We start from the raw sequence: 14,416 nt of genomic DNA, 5'->3' as shown, positions 1-14,416 counted from the left end.
GGCCTCAGCGCGCGCCTTCGTGCCACAGCACGACGCGCAGGGTTTGCAAAAGGATCAGCAGATCGAGGAAGGGGGTGTAGTTCTTGGCGTAATACAGATCGTACTCCAGCTTGTGGCGCGAATCTTCGATCGAGGCGCCATAAGGATAATTGATCTGCGCCCAGCCGGTGATCCCCGGCTTCACCATGTGCCGCTCTGCATAATAGGGAAGCTGCTCTTCCAGATCGGCCACGAATTCGGGGCGTTCCGGGCGCGGGCCGACAAAACTCATCTGGCCCTTGAGCACCGTCCAGGTCTGCGGCAGTTCGTCGATCCGCAGCTTGCGGATCAGGCGCCCGACGCGGGTGACGCGCGGATCGTTTTCCTGCGCAAATTGCGCGCCGTTCACTTCGGCATCTGTGCGCATCGAACGCAGCTTGATCAGGTTGAACGGCTGGCCATAAAGCCCGACGCGGGTCTGGCGGAAAAACGCCGGTCCCTTGCTGTCGATCTTCACGATCAGCGCGAACAGCACGATCACCGGCAGCGTCAAGGTCAGCAACAGCAGGCTCGCCGCTATATCGAACAGCCGCTTTGCCGCGCTGGAAATGGCCCGCCCGGATGAGAAGCCATCCGAGAAGATGAGCCAACTGGGGTTGACCGTATCGAGATCGACGCGGCCCGTCTCGCGCTCCATAAACGTGGAAAAATCGTTGACGTGGACACCTGTCGTCTTGATCCGCAACAGGTCCTTCAGCGGCAAGGCATTGCGCCTTTCTTCCAGCGCCAGCACCACTTCGCTGACGCCAAGGTTCTCCACATAGCGCGTCAGATTGTTGATCGCATCGCGGTGGATCGCCTCGACGACGACCGGCGCTGCACTGCTCATGCCCACATAGCCGACGATGGCGAAGCCCGCCTCCGGCCTGTCACCCAGCTTGCGCAGGCGTTCAGCCCGCGCACCAGCTCCCAGCACCAGTACGCGACGGCGGAACGCCGCCGTGCCCAGCAGGCCGCCCAGAAGAAGACGGATCAGCACCAGCGATCCCATGGCCAGGAACATCGCGTAAAGCAGGTTCGAGCGCCACAATGTGCGCCCCGGCAGCATGAAATAGACGACCGACAGTGCGATGATGCCAAGGCTGACCGCCACCAGCAACCGCGCCGTGGCATAACGCATCGATCGCAATGCATCCGATCCATAGACGCCGACTGCGATCATCGCCGTCTGCACCAGCCCCGCAAACAGCAGCAGCGGCGTAACGCGCATCGGCACCAACCCCGGATCGATGCCGATCTGGTGCGCGCGCAATTGCCAGCCCACCTCGCCCGCGCCGATCAGCAGGATGAAGTCCAGCAGGCCCAGCAACAGGACCGAATGCGGGATGTAATGCTTGAACAGTCGGATCATCGCACCGGCGCTCGATACCCTTGGCAGGCCCGGAAGCAGGCCCTGGCTGAGAGCCTTAGGGCGAAAGAGTAAAGCGTCGGTAAATCTGACAACCGCCCACTTCGCCAAAATTTCTTATTTATTTCAATATTTCAGATATTTATCTTACACTGCCTAAATCGTCTGTCGGCTGATTTTACAGCAACGTGGTACAATATCGTACTGGAACGCAACGCTTATCCCTGCCATGCTGCACACATGCGGCAGAAAGAATTGCGCATAGCGCTCGTCTGCTACGGCGGCATCAGCCTCGCGGTGTACATGCACGGCGTGACGAAGGAACTGTGGCATGCAACCCGCGCCAGTCGCGCGTTCCATTGCCCGCAAAGCGACAATGTGGGCGGGGTTGCGGGTGTATATCTCCGCCTGTTCGAAGAAATCGCCCTCACCCGCGACTTGCGCCTGCGGCTTCTGCCCGACATCATCTCCGGCGCCAGCGCGGGCGGCATCAACGGCGTATTCCTTGCGCAAGCCGTCGCCACCGGACAAAGCCTCGAACCGCTCACCGCGATGTGGCTGGAACGCGCCGACATCGATGTGTTGCTCGATCCAGACGCCAAGCCGTGGGGACGCTTCGCGAAGTTCTGGGCGCAGCCGCTGGTGTGGTTCGTGCTCAAGCGCCCCGGCAACGTCGTCAGCAGCACGGTCGCGCCGCAAACCCGTTCGGAAGTGCGGCGCAAGGTTTCACGTTTGATCCGCGCGCGGTGGTTCGCCCCGCCATTCAGCGGCATCGGATTTTCACGAATGATCGCCGATGCGCTCGATGCGATGAAGGCCGCGCCAGAGGGGGATCCGCTGCTGCCCGACGGACACCCGATCGATCTGCTGGTAACCGCAACCGATTTCAACGGCCACCTTGAAGAGATCCGGCTCAACAGTCCGGCGACAGTGGTGGAAAGCGAACACCGCCTGTCCATCGCCTTCCGCCACACCGCCAGCCGCAGCGGACCGCGCGATCTGGCGCCTTTCCCCGAACTGGTTCTGGCAGCGCGTTCCACCGCCAGCTTTCCCGGCGCGTTCCCGCCACTGCTGGTTGAGGAGATCGACGGATTGGTGCAGGAACGCCAGGCAGCTTGGCCGGGCAGAGATCGCTTTCTTCAGCGCATCATGCCAAGCCACTGGAAGCGCGGCGACATCGGCAATGTCGCGCTGGTTGACGGCGCAGTGCTGGTCAACCGTCCCTTCGCGCAGGCCATCGGCGTGCTGCGCGATCGCCCGGCGCGGCGCGAAGTGGACCGCCGCTTCGTCTATATTGACCCCAGCCCCGATCACATGCGCATCGCCCCCAGGGGCGGGCGGACGGTAGGCTTCTTCTCGGCGATTTTCGGCTCGCTGTCATCGATCCCGCGCGAACAGCCGATCCGCGACAATCTGGAAATGCTCGAACGCCAGTCACGCCAGCGCGCGCGCCTGCGCACCATCGTCGAAGCACTGCGTCCCGAAATCGAGGAAACCGTCGAAGGTCTGTTTGGCCGCACACTGTTCTTCGACAGGCCTTCAGCCCGCCGCCTGACGTCATGGCGCAACAAGGCGCAACAAGCCGCGGCAGAGCGTTCAGGCTTTGCCTATCACAGCTATGCGCAGACCAAACTGGCCGGCATCATCGCAAGTCTGGCAGAACTGATCCATGAAGCCGCACCCCAATCGGCCCCCGCCGCCGCCATCGAACGGGTGTTATGGGGACATCTGACCCAAGCCGGACTTGGCGACCTTTCCGGCACTCACGGCGGCGCAACCGATCAGGCGATAGAATTTTTTCGCACACACGACATTGCGTTTCGGATCCGCAGGCTGAAGCTGCTGGCCCGGCGCCTGACACACGAATGGGAACTGGGCGAAGATATATCTGTTGCCGCCCGCGAGGCTGCCCGCGATGCGGTCTACCGCGCCCAGGCGCTCTATCAGGGGCGCGAAACCGCTGAAGGTCTGGGACCGGGTTTTGCCGAAACAGCAAGCGTGGCCATGGTCGATCCGGGAGCGGTGCTCGCCGCCATCGCCACGCGGCGCGATCTTGTCGGGCTGGACCTGCAGGTGGATTCGATACTCGTCGCCGCGCTCGACAGCATGGACAAACCGTTGCGCCGCCGCTTCCTCCACGCCTACCTCGGCTTTCCGTTCTATGACATCGCCACCCTGCCCTTGCTGCAGGGCGAAGGCATGAACGAGTTTGATTCGATCAAGGTCGATCGCATATCGCCTGACGATGCCACGTCGATCCGCAAGGGCGGAACATTTGCCTGCTTGCGCGGTGTCGAATTCTTCAATTTCGGCGCGTTCTTCAGCAGGGCCTATCGCGAGAACGATTATCTGTGGGGCCGCCTGCACGGGGCGGAACGCATGATCGACCTGATCGCTTCGACGGTGGAAGTACCCCTCCCCGACCCCGTGATACGCGCGTTCAAGCGCGACGCCTTCCTTGCCATTCTGGAAGAGGAGGAAGGCCGCCTTGTTGCGGAACCTGAACTGATCGCCCGGATCAGGGCGGAGGTGGTTGCGGCACTGCCGGATTGACCGATTGCTGCGCTCCCGCGATCGGGGGAGCGCAGCAAATTCCCTACTCCGTAAGATCGGTCCAGACGCTCTTGATCCGTTCGAAGAACCCCTTGGACTGCGGGCATTCCTCGCCGGTTTCGGTGGCCTGGAATTCGCGCAGCAATTCCTTCTGGCGGGCAGACAGCTTGCTTGGCGTTTCCACCTGGATTTCCACGACCAGATCACCCACGCCGCGCCCTTGCAACACAGGCATGCCCGCACCGCGCTTGCGCAATTGCTTGCCGGACTGGATGCCTGCCGGAATCTCGATGGTGTGGACTCTGCCGTCCATGCCCGGAATTTCGACTTCGCCGCCCAGCGCCGCCTTGGTGAAGCTGATCGGGCAGCGCGTCAGCAGCGTGGTGCCATCGCGCTCGAACACGCGATGCCGCTGGACGTGCAGGAATATGTAAAGATCGCCTGCCGGCGCGCCGAACGGCCCGGCCTCGCCCTTGCCCGCCAGCCGGATGCGCGTGCCGTTGTCGACACCTGCGGGAATATTGACCTGCAACTTCTGCTCGGCATCGACGCGGCCTTCGCCCCGGCAATGCTTGCATGGACTTTCGATGACCTCGCCCCGGCCATGGCAGGTAGGGCATGGCCTTTCGACCATGAAAAAGCCCTGTTGCGCCCGGACCTTGCCGTGGCCCTTGCACAAGTTGCAGCGTCGTGCCGAAGTGCCGGGCGTCGCGCCCGATCCGGCGCAAGGCTCGCAGGTCTGCGAAACCTCGACCGCGATCTCGGCATCCTTGCCGTGGAAGGCGTCTTCGAGGCTGATTTCCATGTCATAGCGCAAATCCGCGCCGCGCCGCGCCTGCTGGCGCCCGCCACCGCCGCTGAATGCGCCGCCAAAAATCGTTTCGAATATATCGCCGATGTCACCGAAATCGCCGCCGCCACCAAAGCCGCCGGGATTGCCTCCGCCACCCTGCTGGAACGCGGCATGGCCATAGCGATCATAGGCCGCCCGCTTCTGCGGATCGGACAGGCAGGCATAAGCCTCGTTGATCTGCTTGAATTTCGCTTCGGATTCCGCGCAACCGGGATTCTTGTCCGGGTGGTGGACCATCGCCAGCTTGCGATAGGCAGACTTCAGCACCTTGTCGTCGGCGGTGCGATCTACCTGGAGCAATTCGTAAAAGTCGATCTCGGTCGACATTGCGTTTCCCTGACAAATAACGACCCGCCGCCAGCACCTTTGCGCAGGCGACGGGTCTGGTTCATCGCAACATCACTTGGTGTCGTCGACTTCCGAAAACTCGGCGTCGACCACATCGTCGTCGGCCTTCGGTGCTTCAGCACCCGGAGACGAAGCGGCAGCCTGCTCCTTCTCATAGATCGCCTGGCCCATCTTCATGGCCTTGTCGGTCAACGCTTGCGTCTTGGCAGTCATCTCATCGGCATTGCCACCTTCGACCGCCGTCTTGGCTTCGGCAATGGCCGCTTCGATCTCAGCCTTCAGCGAAGCATCGATCTTGTCGCCATTCTCTTCAAGCTGGCGTTCGGTGGCATGGATCAGGCTTTCGGCGTTGTTCTTCGCCTCGGCTTCTGCGCGCCGCTTCTTGTCTTCGTCGGCAAACTTCTCGGCATCGCGGACCATCTGGTCGATGTCTGCGTCCGAAAGCCCGCCCGAAGCCTGGATGCGGATCTGCTGTTCCTTGCCGGTGCCCTTGTCCTTGGCGCTGACGTTGACGATGCCGTTCGCGTCGATGTCGAACGTCACCTCGATCTGCGGCACACCGCGCCGTGCGGGCGGAATGCCGACAAGGTCGAACTGGCCAAGCAGCTTGTTGTCCTGCGCCATTTCGCGCTCGCCCTGGAACACCCGGATCGTCACCGCCTGCTGATTGTCCTCGGCGGTCGAATAGACCTGGCTCTTCTTGGTCGGGATCGTGGTGTTGCGATCGATCATGCGCGTCATGATGCCGCCCAGCGTCTCGATGCCCAGCGAAAGCGGGGTCACGTCCAGCAGCAGCACGTCCTTGACGTCACCCTGAAGAACGCCGGCCTGAATGGCCGCGCCCATGGCAACGACTTCGTCGGGGTTAACGCCGGTGTGCGGTTCCTTGCCGAAGAACTCCTTCACCGCTTCGCGCACCTTGGGCATACGGGTCATGCCGCCCACAAGGACGACTTCGTCGATATCCTTGGCGGTGACGCCGGCATCTTCGAGCGCCTTCTTGCACGGAGCAAGCGTGCGCTGGATCAGGCCTGCGACCAGCTTTTCAAGATCCGAACGCGTGATCGTTTCCACCAGATGGAGCGGGGTGGTCGATCCACCTTCCATGCGGGCGGTAATGAACGGCAGGTTGATCTCGGTGGTCTGGGCCGAAGACAGCTCGATCTTCGCCTTTTCAGCCGCTTCCTTCAGGCGCTGCAGGGCGAGCTTGTCGCCGCGCAGGTCCATGTTTTCCTTCGCCTTGAACTTGTCGGCGAGGTATTCGACCACGACCGTATCAAAGTCTTCACCGCCCAGGAACGTATCGCCGTTGGTGCTCTTCACTTCGAACACGCCGTCGCCGATTTCCAGCACGGAGATATCGAAGGTGCCGCCGCCAAGGTCATAGACCGCGATGGTCTTACCGTCCTGCTTGTCGAGACCATAGGCCAGCGCGGCCGCCGTCGGTTCGTTGATGATGCGCAGCACTTCAAGACCTGCGATCTGCCCGGCGTCCTTGGTCGCCTGGCGCTGCGCGTCGTTGAAGTAGGCCGGAACCGTGATCACGGCCTGCGTGACGGTCTCGCCAAGATAAGCCTCGGCGGTTTCCTTCATCTTCTGCAGCGTGAACGCGCTGATCTGCGAAGGGCTGTAGTCCTGGCCACCGGCCTTGACCCAGGCATCGCCATTCTTGCCCTTGGTGATGGTGTAGGGGACGAGTTCCGTATCCTTGTGCGTAATCGGATCGTCAAAGCGGCGGCCGATCAGGCGCTTTACCGCGAAAATCGTGTTGTCCGGGTTGGTGACAGCCTGGCGCTTGGCAGGCTGGCCGATCAGGCGTTCACCATCCTTGGTGAAGGCGACGATCGACGGCGTGGTGCGCGCACCTTCCGAATTTTCAATGACCTTGGGCGTACCGCCATCCATCACTGCAACGCAGCTGTTGGTCGTACCCAGATCGATACCGATAACTTTAGCCATGGTTTCCCCAATTCCTTCCATTCAGGACACCGCGAGGTGAGGCAAGTCCCCCTGCCGGGCAGACCGCCGAACGCGGCTCGATTGACGGCGATATAGGTGTGGTTCCGCTTGGCACAAGGCCCCCGTGCGCTTACCGGGTGATGCAATATTGCATGAGGAGTCGATAGCTATGCGCAAGGTGATGTTCGCGGGACTGTCCGCCATGGCCCTGATCCTTTCAGGTTGCGGCCAGAATTCGGATGGTCCGACCGCTGCCGCTAGCCAATCCGCCGACGCCACGCCCGAAAATGCGCCCGGCGTCACACTCACCGATGCGGTCGTGCGCCTGCCCGCCCTTCCCGGATCACCGGGAGCAGCCTACTTCACCGTATCCCAGGGCAGCGGTCCGGCGCGCAAGATCGCAGGCGTCTATGTCGAAGGCGTAGAACGATCGGAAATGCATGAGACGGTGACCGAAGACGGCATTTCCTCGATGCGCCCGATAGACGAAGTAGCGCTGGAAACCGGCAAGGCGACCGCATTCAAACCCGGCGGCCTGCATGTGATGCTGTTCAATCTTGATGACACGCTGGTGGCCGGCGGGACAACCGAAATCACCATCACACTGGACAATGGCGACAAGGCCAGCGTTCCAGCGACAATCGAAGCCATCGGTGGAAAGGATACGGGCCAAGCCCATGACGAGTCCGACATGGACCACGACATGAGCCGGATGTGAAGGCTAACGGCGCGCTCTGCCCACCGGGCGGGGAACGTCCGTTGACACGCGGCGAACGGGCGCTTGTTTCCGAAGTTTTCGGCAGGGCGATAGATGCTGATCAAGTCCGCATCCGCCGCCGCCGCTGGTTCCCGTTCCAGCCGACCGGCACGGTGATGGCGCCGATGGGTCATATCCATTTCGCGCCCGCCTGCACACGCTATTGCGACGATTTCTCCTGCGCCGCACTTCCGGCGCAAGGACTTTTCATCCACGAGATGGTCCATGTCTGGCAAGCCCAGCAGCGGGGCCGCTGGTGGTTGCCGTTCATGCGCCATCCATTCAGCCGGTACGATTATACCTACCGGAAAGGGCAGCCGTTCGATCGCTACGGCATCGAACAGCAGGCGGAAATCGTACGTCACTGGTTCATGGCAAAACGGGGCCAGCCGTATCCGGCCGCCCCGTCGCTTTCTGATCTCAACTCGGTTGTTCCGTTTACGAATACTTGAGATTTTGTTGCCATTTTTTGGAAATGGCTACCTCAGCTTCCGACAATGCGCTTCATCTATGGCGCAGTAGAACAATTGACGCTTTTGCAAGAGCAGAGGCCGTTGTCGATGCTTTGTCGCAGAAGCTAAATGTGTCAACCAAGGTAGATATGCTTGGCGCAAAGATTGAAGCAGTACGAAAAGCCCAGCCTAACACCGCCGTGAACGAGGATAAGAAGAAGAAGATCGATCAACTTCTTTCCAAACTTTCCGGCGTTGTTCCGTTAAGAAATGATCTTGTTCATTCCCCAATGATTATAGAAAAGGTTGGCGAACATGCCTTTGCTACGTTCGCCAATCCTAACCTGAAATGCAGTTTTTCCACTTTCAAGCGCGTAATTCCGGCAAACCAGCTTCAGGCTTTGGCCGCCAAGGTTACCCAAGTCGCTGAAAGTCTTGAGAAGTGCTGAATCAGCAACGCACTTCGTATTCCCGCCCGTTGCGATCCACGCGATAGCAGCGATCATCGCGCTTGCGGATCTGGGACCCGCCCGCTGCACCGACCGCGCCGCCAATGGCGGCACCTGTCGCAATATCACCACCGGTAGCAGCACCGATGCCCGCGCCAACAGCCGCGCCGAGCGCAGCGCCTTCGCCGGTATAATTGCGCGCGCAGCCGCCCAGCGTGACGGCGGAACCCATGATAAGCGTGGCAATGATCATCTTGCGCATTGTCTGTCTCCGTTATTTACGGAGAAGACGCGCGATCACGCCGAGGGTTCCGGCCAGTGCGGCGAAGTGATGCATTCCTCATCCGAACCCGCGCGGGGCACATCCCTCAGGCGGCGGCAAGCACAAGCAAAGGCCTGAAGTCTCGGCCTGCGCGGGGTCGCGCGATGAAGGGAACTTCAGTCCGGCTTCTTCGCCACTGCCACCATCGCGGGCCGCAGCAGGCGGTCCTTGATCATGTAGCCTGCCTGCAATTCCGAAATAACCGTGCCCGGTTCTGCATCGGCAGACGGCATTTCGATCATCGCCTGATGCTGGTGCGGATCCAGCGGCAGGCCCATTGCGGCAATGCGGACGATGCCGTGTGCTGCAAACACCTTTTCCACCTCGCGCCCCGTCGCCTCAAGCCCGGCGACAAGATTCTTGAACTTGTCGTCCTCGCGCAGATCGGCAGGGATCGTTTCAAGGGCGCGGGCCAGATTGTCAGCCACTGAAAGCACATCGCGAGCAAAGCCGGTTGCGGCATAGGCGCGCGCATCGGCAATGTCCTTTTCCATGCGGCGGCGCACGTTCTGCGTTTCGGCCTTGGCGTAAAGCACGTCCTGCTTTGCCGCCTCAAGGTCTTCCCGCAACCGGGCAAGTTCATCGTCCTTCGAAGGCTGGTCGATCATGTCTTCGGGCACACCCTTCAGTTCCGCCTCGATTTCCGCATCCGTGGGGCGTGTATCGCTATCGCTCATTTTCTTGAAAACCCGTCTTGTCCGATAAATTTGCCCAGGGTCTGGGCCGTGAAATCCACCATGGGGACGACCCGCGCATAATTCAACCGCGTTGGTCCGATCACGCCGACCACCCCGACCACCCGCCCATCGCCATCACGCCACGGCGATGCGATGACCGACGAGCCGGAAAGCGAGAACAGCCGGTTCTCGCTACCGATGAAAATGCGCGTCGCCTGCGCCTCGCGCGCGGCATCCAGCACGGCTGCGATGGCTTCGGTGCTTTCCAGTTCGTCCAGCAATTGCCGCACACGTTCGATGTCATGCAGCGCAGCATCGTCCAGCAGGTTGGCCTGGCCCCGCACCACCAGCACCGGGCGCTGGGCCGCATCGAAGCTCCATACCGCAAGGCCGCGTTCGACCAGCCCCGCACTGACCGCATCCAGCGCGGACTTTCCGCCTGCGATCTCGGCCCGGACCACTGCCACAGCATCGGCCAGCGTCCGCCCCGTCAACCGGCTGGTCAGGTAATTGCCCGCCTGTTCCAGCGCCGATGCGCTTACCGGCGCGGGCAAATCTATTACCCGATTCTCGATCCCGCCATCTTCGCCCACCAGCACCACCAGGGCGCGGACTGCGGAAAGCGGCACGAAGGAAATGTGCGTCAGGCGCGGTTCCCGCCGCGGCACCATCACCACCGCCGCCCCCGCCGACAGTTCCGAAAGCGCCGAACTCGCCGCCACCAGTGCGGTTTCGATGGACCCGCCCGCCGTCAGCCCGCGTTCGATCTGCGCGCGTTCGATCGCGGTCGGCTCGGCCACCTGCATGATACCGTCCACGAACAGCCGCAATCCTACCTCCGTCGGCATCCGGCCCGCGCTGGTGTGGGGTGCGGCCAGCAGGCCGGCGTCCTGCAATTCCTGCAGCACCGATCGGATGGAGGCTGGGGAAAGATTCACGCCCCCGGACCCTGCCAGCGCCTTCGACCCCATCGGGTTGCCGCTGGCGATATAGCCCTCCACCACGAGACGGAAAATCTCGCGGGCGCGGTCGGTCAGGTCGGAAAGCGTCGGGCCGTTCATAAAGATTGGGTCATCATCGGTAATCTGGTTACCGCACTTGCAGGCGCAAGGGCAATGCGCCAGAGGCTTTGCCGAACTTTTGAGGGAAAACCCATGCGACCGTCAGGACGCGCGCCCGATGAAATGCGCGCCATCACCGTAGAAACCGCCTTTACCAAGCATGCCGAAGGGTCCGTCCTGATCGGATTTGGCGATACCAAGGTGCTGGTCACCGCTTCGGTCGAAGAACGCGTACCGCCGTTCCTGCGCGGCAAGGGCGAAGGCTGGGTCACAGCCGAATACTCGATGCTCCCCCGCGCCACGCACACGCGCGGCAGCCGTGAAGCGGCCAAGGGCAAGCAATCAGGTCGCACCCAGGAAATCCAGCGCCTGATCGGCCGTAGCTTGCGTGCCGTCACCGACATGAAGAAGCTGGGCGAACGCCAGATCACGCTCGATTGCGATGTAATCCAGGCCGATGGCGGCACCCGCACCGCCTCGATTTCGGGCGCATGGATCGCCCTGCGCCTTGCCGTACAAGGCCTGATGGCCAGCGGCGCGATCAAGGACGATCCGCTGACCCGCAAGGTCGCCGCCATTTCCTGCGGGATCTACAAGGGCACGCCGGTACTCGACCTTGATTACATCGAAGATTCCGGCGCCGATGCCGACGCCAACTTCGTTTTGATCGAAGGCGGCCACATCGCCGAAGTGCAGGCCACTGCCGAAGGCGCGACCTATGACGAGGAAGCCCTGCTGCGTCTCCTGCGCCTGTCGCGCATGGGCTGTGACCAGATCTTCGCCGCGCAGGAAAAGGCGGTTCGGTGATGTCGCGCCGCCTTGGTCCCGGAAAGCTTGTCATCGCCACGCATAACGCGGGCAAGCTCAAGGAAATCCAGGCCCTGCTCGCCCCCTATGGCATGGAATGCCTGTCGGCGGGCGCGCTGGGCCTGCCCGAACCGGCCGAGACGGGCACGACCTTCATCGAAAACGCCTTGATCAAGGCGCAAGCGGCGGCGCAGGCATCACAACTGCCTTCGCTCGCCGATGATTCCGGCCTCTGCGTAGATGCACTGGGCGGCGCACCGGGCGTCTACACCGCCGATTGGGCCGAGGCAGACGTGTTCGAAGGCGGCCCGCGCCGTGACTGGTACATGGCGATGGGCAAGGTCGAGGGCAAGCTCGCCGAACTCGGCCCTGACACCCCACGCGATGGCCATTTCGCCTGCGTCCTCGCCATCGCCTGGCCCGACGGTGAACATGCGGTTTACGAAGGCCGCGCCCCCGGTACGCTGACATGGCCCCCACGCGGAACTTTGGGCTTCGGTTACGATCCGGTGTTCGTACCGGCGGGTTACGATCGCACTTTCGCCGAGCTTGATCCCGCCGAAAAGCACGAAATCAGCCACCGCGCCGATGCCTTCGCAAAGCTGGTCGCCGCGCAATTTTCCTGACCCCGACGTTGCCGCGCCCCCGCGAAGGCGGGGACCTCAGGCCTCCACGCACAACCTCCTGAGGCCCCCGCCTTCGCGGGGGCGCAGAACAATGCTAGGGAGCGGGCAATGCAGCCCCTTGCCCTCTATATTCACTGGCCATTCTGCCTCGCAAAGTGCCCCTATTGCGATTTCAACAGCCATGTCCGCGAGCGCACGGATATTGCCGAATGGACGACCGCGCTGCTGGCCGACATGCGCCATGAAGCGGCCGTGACGCAGGGCCGTCCGCTCACCTCGATCTTCTTCGGCGGCGGCACCCCATCGCTGATGCCGCCAGCGCTGGTCGAAACGCTGCTGGCAGAAGCCGAACGCTTGTGGGGTTTTGCGCCCGGCATTGAAATCACGCTCGAAGCCAATCCCAGTTCGGTAGAAGCCGCCAATTTCTCCGCGCTCGCCACCGCAGGCATCAACCGGGTCTCGCTCGGCCTTCAGGCGCTTGACAATGCTACGTTGAAATTCCTGGGCCGATTGCATGACGTTCGCGAAAGCCTTGCCGCGCTGGATCTTGCGCAGCGGCTGTTCGGCCGTGTCAGCTTCGATCTGATCTATGCCCGCCCCGGCCACACGCCAAAAGCATGGGAGGCAGAACTCCAGCGCGCACTGGCATTCGGAACCGATCACCTTTCGCTTTACCAGTTGACCATCGAACCCGGCACCCGCTTCGCCACGCTGGTCCGCGAAGGCAAGTTGGCGCCGCTGGATGATGACGAAGCCGCCGACCTGTTCTCGCTCACCCGCGAACTGACCGCCGCCGCTGGCATGCCTGCTTACGAAACGAGCAACCACGCCCGCCCCGGCGAGGAAAGCCGTCACAACCTCACCTACTGGCGCTATCAGGACTATATCGGCATCGGCCCCGGCGCACATGGCCGACGCCTTGGAATGGCCACCATGCGCCACAAGAAGCCGGAGAACTTCTTGCGCGCCTGCACCGGGCAGAGCCACGGTATCGCCGAGGAACGCAAGCTCACACCTTCCGATCAGGCCATGGAAGCGGTGCTCATGGGGCTGCGTCTTACCGAAGGGATTGCCCCCGCCAAACTTGCCGCCCGCTTCGGTTTTGCCGAGGCTGGACTGATCGATCCGGCCAAGCGCCGGTTCTACACCGCCATCGGTCATCTGGCAGACGCCAACGGCACTTTGCGCGTTACCGAACAGGGCGCACCGCTGCTGGAAGCACTGCTCGCTGAACTGGTGCCTGACACGCTCGTCAACGCATGATCGTCGCCGAAATCCTTGCAGCATGGAACGCGCACCTCACGCTGTCGCGGCGTCGCTCGCCACACACCGTCCGGGCCTATGCCGCCACTGCCGCGCGGCTGCTCCACACTTTGCCGGAGGGCCAGACCTGGGCCACCCTCGCGCGACTGGATGCTCCGATCCTGCGCACATTTCTGGCCGAGCGCCGCGCCGACGGCCTCGGCAATGTTTCTGCCGCGCGCGAGTTGTCGGCACTCAAGAGCTTCATCGCTTTTGCCCGTGAACAGGCTGGCGATCATCATGGGCGCAGCGAGGCCAGCCGCCCGCGCCTGCGCGGTCCCCGCGTCAAGAAGGGCCTGCCGCGCCCGGTCACACCGGACGAGGCAGTGAACCTTGCGGAAACCGTGGCCGACGATGCGTCCCTGCCATGGATCGCCGCGCGCGACCGCGCCGTACTGCTGCTGCTCTACGGCGCGGGCATGCGCATTGCCGAGGCGCTGGCCCTGCCCGCATTGGTCCTGCCCTTGGGGGAAACGGTGGTTATCACCGGCAAGGGCGGCCGCCAGCGTGTGATTCCGCTGCTGCCCATCGTCCGCGCCGGGGTGGACGAATACGCCCGCCTCTGCCCCTGGCCCCTCGCCAAGGATCAGCCCTTGTTTCGCGGTGCAAAGGGCGGCCCGCTTGCGCAAGGCATGGTCCAGCGCGCCGTTGCCCGCGCCCGCACCTATCTTGGCTTGCCCGCCACGGCGACGCCCCACGCCCTGCGTCATTCCTTCGCCACACACCTTCTCAGCGCCGGAGCGGACTTGCGCTCCCTTCAGGAATTGCTCGGCCACGCCAGCCTTTCCTCGACCCAGATCTACACCAAGGTCGATGCGGCCACGCTGCTGGATGTCTATCGCAACGCACACCCACGCGCCTGA

At 62.6% G+C, this 14,416-nt stretch carries 14 protein-coding genes; 8 read left to right on the top strand and 6 right to left on the bottom strand.

Going from position 1 to position 14,416, the window contains the following annotated elements; translation table 11 throughout:
• Positions 1-4 precede the first annotated feature (4 nt).
• Positions 5-1,390, bottom strand: coding sequence for a TIGR03013 family XrtA/PEP-CTERM system glycosyltransferase (locus LUA85_RS07880; protein ID WP_231468519.1), 1,386 nt, complete (start codon positions 1,388-1,390; stop codon positions 5-7).
• A gap of 237 nt (positions 1,391-1,627) precedes the next feature.
• Here LUA85_RS07880 and LUA85_RS07875 point away from each other — a divergent pair, with 237 nt between their 5' ends.
• The gene (locus tag LUA85_RS07875) at positions 1,628-3,940 is read left to right on the top strand and encodes a patatin-like protein (protein ID WP_231468517.1); all 2,313 of its coding nucleotides are present in this window, start codon (positions 1,628-1,630) and stop codon (positions 3,938-3,940) included.
• Between the two features lie 43 nt (positions 3,941-3,983).
• Here LUA85_RS07875 and dnaJ read toward each other — a convergent pair whose 3' ends face one another.
• The gene (gene dnaJ, locus LUA85_RS07870; protein ID WP_231468515.1) at positions 3,984-5,120 is read right to left on the bottom strand and encodes a molecular chaperone DnaJ; all 1,137 of its coding nucleotides are present in this window, start codon (positions 5,118-5,120) and stop codon (positions 3,984-3,986) included.
• Between the two features lie 72 nt (positions 5,121-5,192).
• On the bottom strand, positions 5,193-7,100 hold the full coding sequence (gene dnaK / locus LUA85_RS07865) for a molecular chaperone DnaK (RefSeq protein WP_231468513.1): 1,908 nt from the start codon (positions 7,098-7,100) through the stop codon (positions 5,193-5,195).
• A 169-nt stretch (positions 7,101-7,269) separates the two neighbouring features.
• Between dnaK and LUA85_RS07860 the strand changes: the two genes are divergently transcribed.
• Genes LUA85_RS07860 through LUA85_RS07850 form a run of 3 tightly spaced genes read left to right on the top strand, consistent with a single transcriptional unit; the run spans position 7,270 to position 8,758 of the window.
• Complete coding sequence (locus tag LUA85_RS07860) at positions 7,270-7,818, top strand: copper chaperone PCu(A)C (protein WP_231468511.1); 549 nt, start codon at positions 7,270-7,272, stop codon at positions 7,816-7,818.
• A 41-nt stretch (positions 7,819-7,859) separates the two neighbouring features.
• Entirely contained in the window at positions 7,860-8,309 is a 450-nt protein-coding gene (locus LUA85_RS07855; protein WP_231468509.1) for a vgr related protein, read from the top strand.
• A 23-nt stretch (positions 8,310-8,332) separates the two neighbouring features.
• A complete protein-coding gene (locus LUA85_RS07850) occupies positions 8,333-8,758 on the top strand; it encodes a hypothetical protein (protein ID WP_231468506.1) in 426 nt (141 codons plus the stop codon).
• A 1-nt stretch (position 8,759) separates the two neighbouring features.
• On the opposite strand, the gene LUA85_RS07845 is transcribed toward LUA85_RS07850, so the two are convergent.
• From LUA85_RS07845 to hrcA, 3 genes are all read right to left on the bottom strand, one after another.
• The gene (locus tag LUA85_RS07845; protein ID WP_231468503.1) at positions 8,760-9,020 is read right to left on the bottom strand and encodes a YMGG-like glycine zipper-containing protein; all 261 of its coding nucleotides are present in this window, start codon (positions 9,018-9,020) and stop codon (positions 8,760-8,762) included.
• Positions 9,021-9,196: 176 nt separating this feature from the next.
• Complete coding sequence (locus LUA85_RS07840) at positions 9,197-9,757, bottom strand: nucleotide exchange factor GrpE (protein WP_231468501.1); 561 nt, start codon at positions 9,755-9,757, stop codon at positions 9,197-9,199.
• Positions 9,754-10,818, bottom strand: a complete 1,065-nt coding sequence (gene hrcA / locus LUA85_RS07835; RefSeq protein WP_231468499.1) for a heat-inducible transcriptional repressor HrcA — start codon at positions 10,816-10,818, stop codon at positions 9,754-9,756. The genes LUA85_RS07840 and hrcA overlap by 4 nt, the downstream gene beginning before the upstream one ends.
• Before the next feature lie 93 nt (positions 10,819-10,911).
• Here hrcA and rph point away from each other — a divergent pair, with 93 nt between their 5' ends.
• The 4 genes from rph (at position 10,912) to LUA85_RS07815 (ending at position 14,416) form a co-directional block, all read left to right on the top strand.
• Complete coding sequence (gene rph, locus LUA85_RS07830) at positions 10,912-11,625, top strand: ribonuclease PH (protein WP_231468497.1); 714 nt, start codon at positions 10,912-10,914, stop codon at positions 11,623-11,625.
• The gene (rdgB, locus tag LUA85_RS07825; RefSeq protein WP_231468495.1) at positions 11,625-12,251 is read left to right on the top strand and encodes an RdgB/HAM1 family non-canonical purine NTP pyrophosphatase; all 627 of its coding nucleotides are present in this window, start codon (positions 11,625-11,627) and stop codon (positions 12,249-12,251) included. Before rph ends, rdgB begins: the two co-directional genes overlap by 1 nt.
• A gap of 108 nt (positions 12,252-12,359) precedes the next feature.
• Positions 12,360-13,514 carry a radical SAM family heme chaperone HemW gene (gene hemW / locus LUA85_RS07820; RefSeq protein ID WP_231468493.1) on the top strand — a complete coding sequence of 385 codons (1,155 nt, stop codon included), beginning with the start codon at positions 12,360-12,362 and terminating at the stop codon, positions 13,512-13,514.
• Positions 13,511-14,416 (top strand): tyrosine recombinase XerC, encoded by a 906-nt coding sequence (locus LUA85_RS07815; RefSeq protein ID WP_231468491.1) that lies wholly within the window; start codon positions 13,511-13,513, stop codon positions 14,414-14,416. Before hemW ends, LUA85_RS07815 begins: the two co-directional genes overlap by 4 nt.

Origin of the sequence: Novosphingobium sp. CECT 9465 (assembly GCF_920987055.1) — a bacterium.
Classification (GTDB): Bacteria; Pseudomonadota; Alphaproteobacteria; order Sphingomonadales; family Sphingomonadaceae; genus Novosphingobium.
This window is presented reverse-complemented; position numbering and strand designations above follow the sequence as displayed.

Excerpts from the sequence above, each read along its gene's own strand:
- LUA85_RS07850 (WP_231468506.1), top strand. The coding sequence starts at position 8,333 with ATGGCTACCTCAGCTTCCGACAATGCGCTTCATCTATGGCGCAGTAGA.
- LUA85_RS07860 (WP_231468511.1), top strand. The coding sequence starts at position 7,270 with ATGCGCAAGGTGATGTTCGCGGGACTGTCCGCCATGGCCCTGATCCTT.
- LUA85_RS07875 (WP_231468517.1), top strand. The coding sequence starts at position 1,628 with ATGCGGCAGAAAGAATTGCGCATAGCGCTCGTCTGCTACGGCGGCATC.
- LUA85_RS07845 (WP_231468503.1), bottom strand. The coding sequence starts at position 9,020 with ATGCGCAAGATGATCATTGCCACGCTTATCATGGGTTCCGCCGTCACG.
- rph (WP_231468497.1), top strand. The coding sequence starts at position 10,912 with ATGCGACCGTCAGGACGCGCGCCCGATGAAATGCGCGCCATCACCGTA.
- rdgB (WP_231468495.1), top strand. The coding sequence starts at position 11,625 with ATGTCGCGCCGCCTTGGTCCCGGAAAGCTTGTCATCGCCACGCATAAC.
- hrcA (WP_231468499.1), bottom strand. The coding sequence starts at position 10,818 with ATGAACGGCCCGACGCTTTCCGACCTGACCGACCGCGCCCGCGAGATT.
- dnaK (WP_231468513.1), bottom strand. The coding sequence starts at position 7,100 with ATGGCTAAAGTTATCGGTATCGATCTGGGTACGACCAACAGCTGCGTT.
- LUA85_RS07880 (WP_231468519.1), bottom strand. The coding sequence starts at position 1,390 with ATGATCCGACTGTTCAAGCATTACATCCCGCATTCGGTCCTGTTGCTG.
- LUA85_RS07840 (WP_231468501.1), bottom strand. The coding sequence starts at position 9,757 with ATGAGCGATAGCGATACACGCCCCACGGATGCGGAAATCGAGGCGGAA.
- hemW (WP_231468493.1), top strand. The coding sequence starts at position 12,360 with ATGCAGCCCCTTGCCCTCTATATTCACTGGCCATTCTGCCTCGCAAAG.
- LUA85_RS07815 (WP_231468491.1), top strand. The coding sequence starts at position 13,511 with ATGATCGTCGCCGAAATCCTTGCAGCATGGAACGCGCACCTCACGCTG.
- dnaJ (WP_231468515.1), bottom strand. The coding sequence starts at position 5,120 with ATGTCGACCGAGATCGACTTTTACGAATTGCTCCAGGTAGATCGCACC.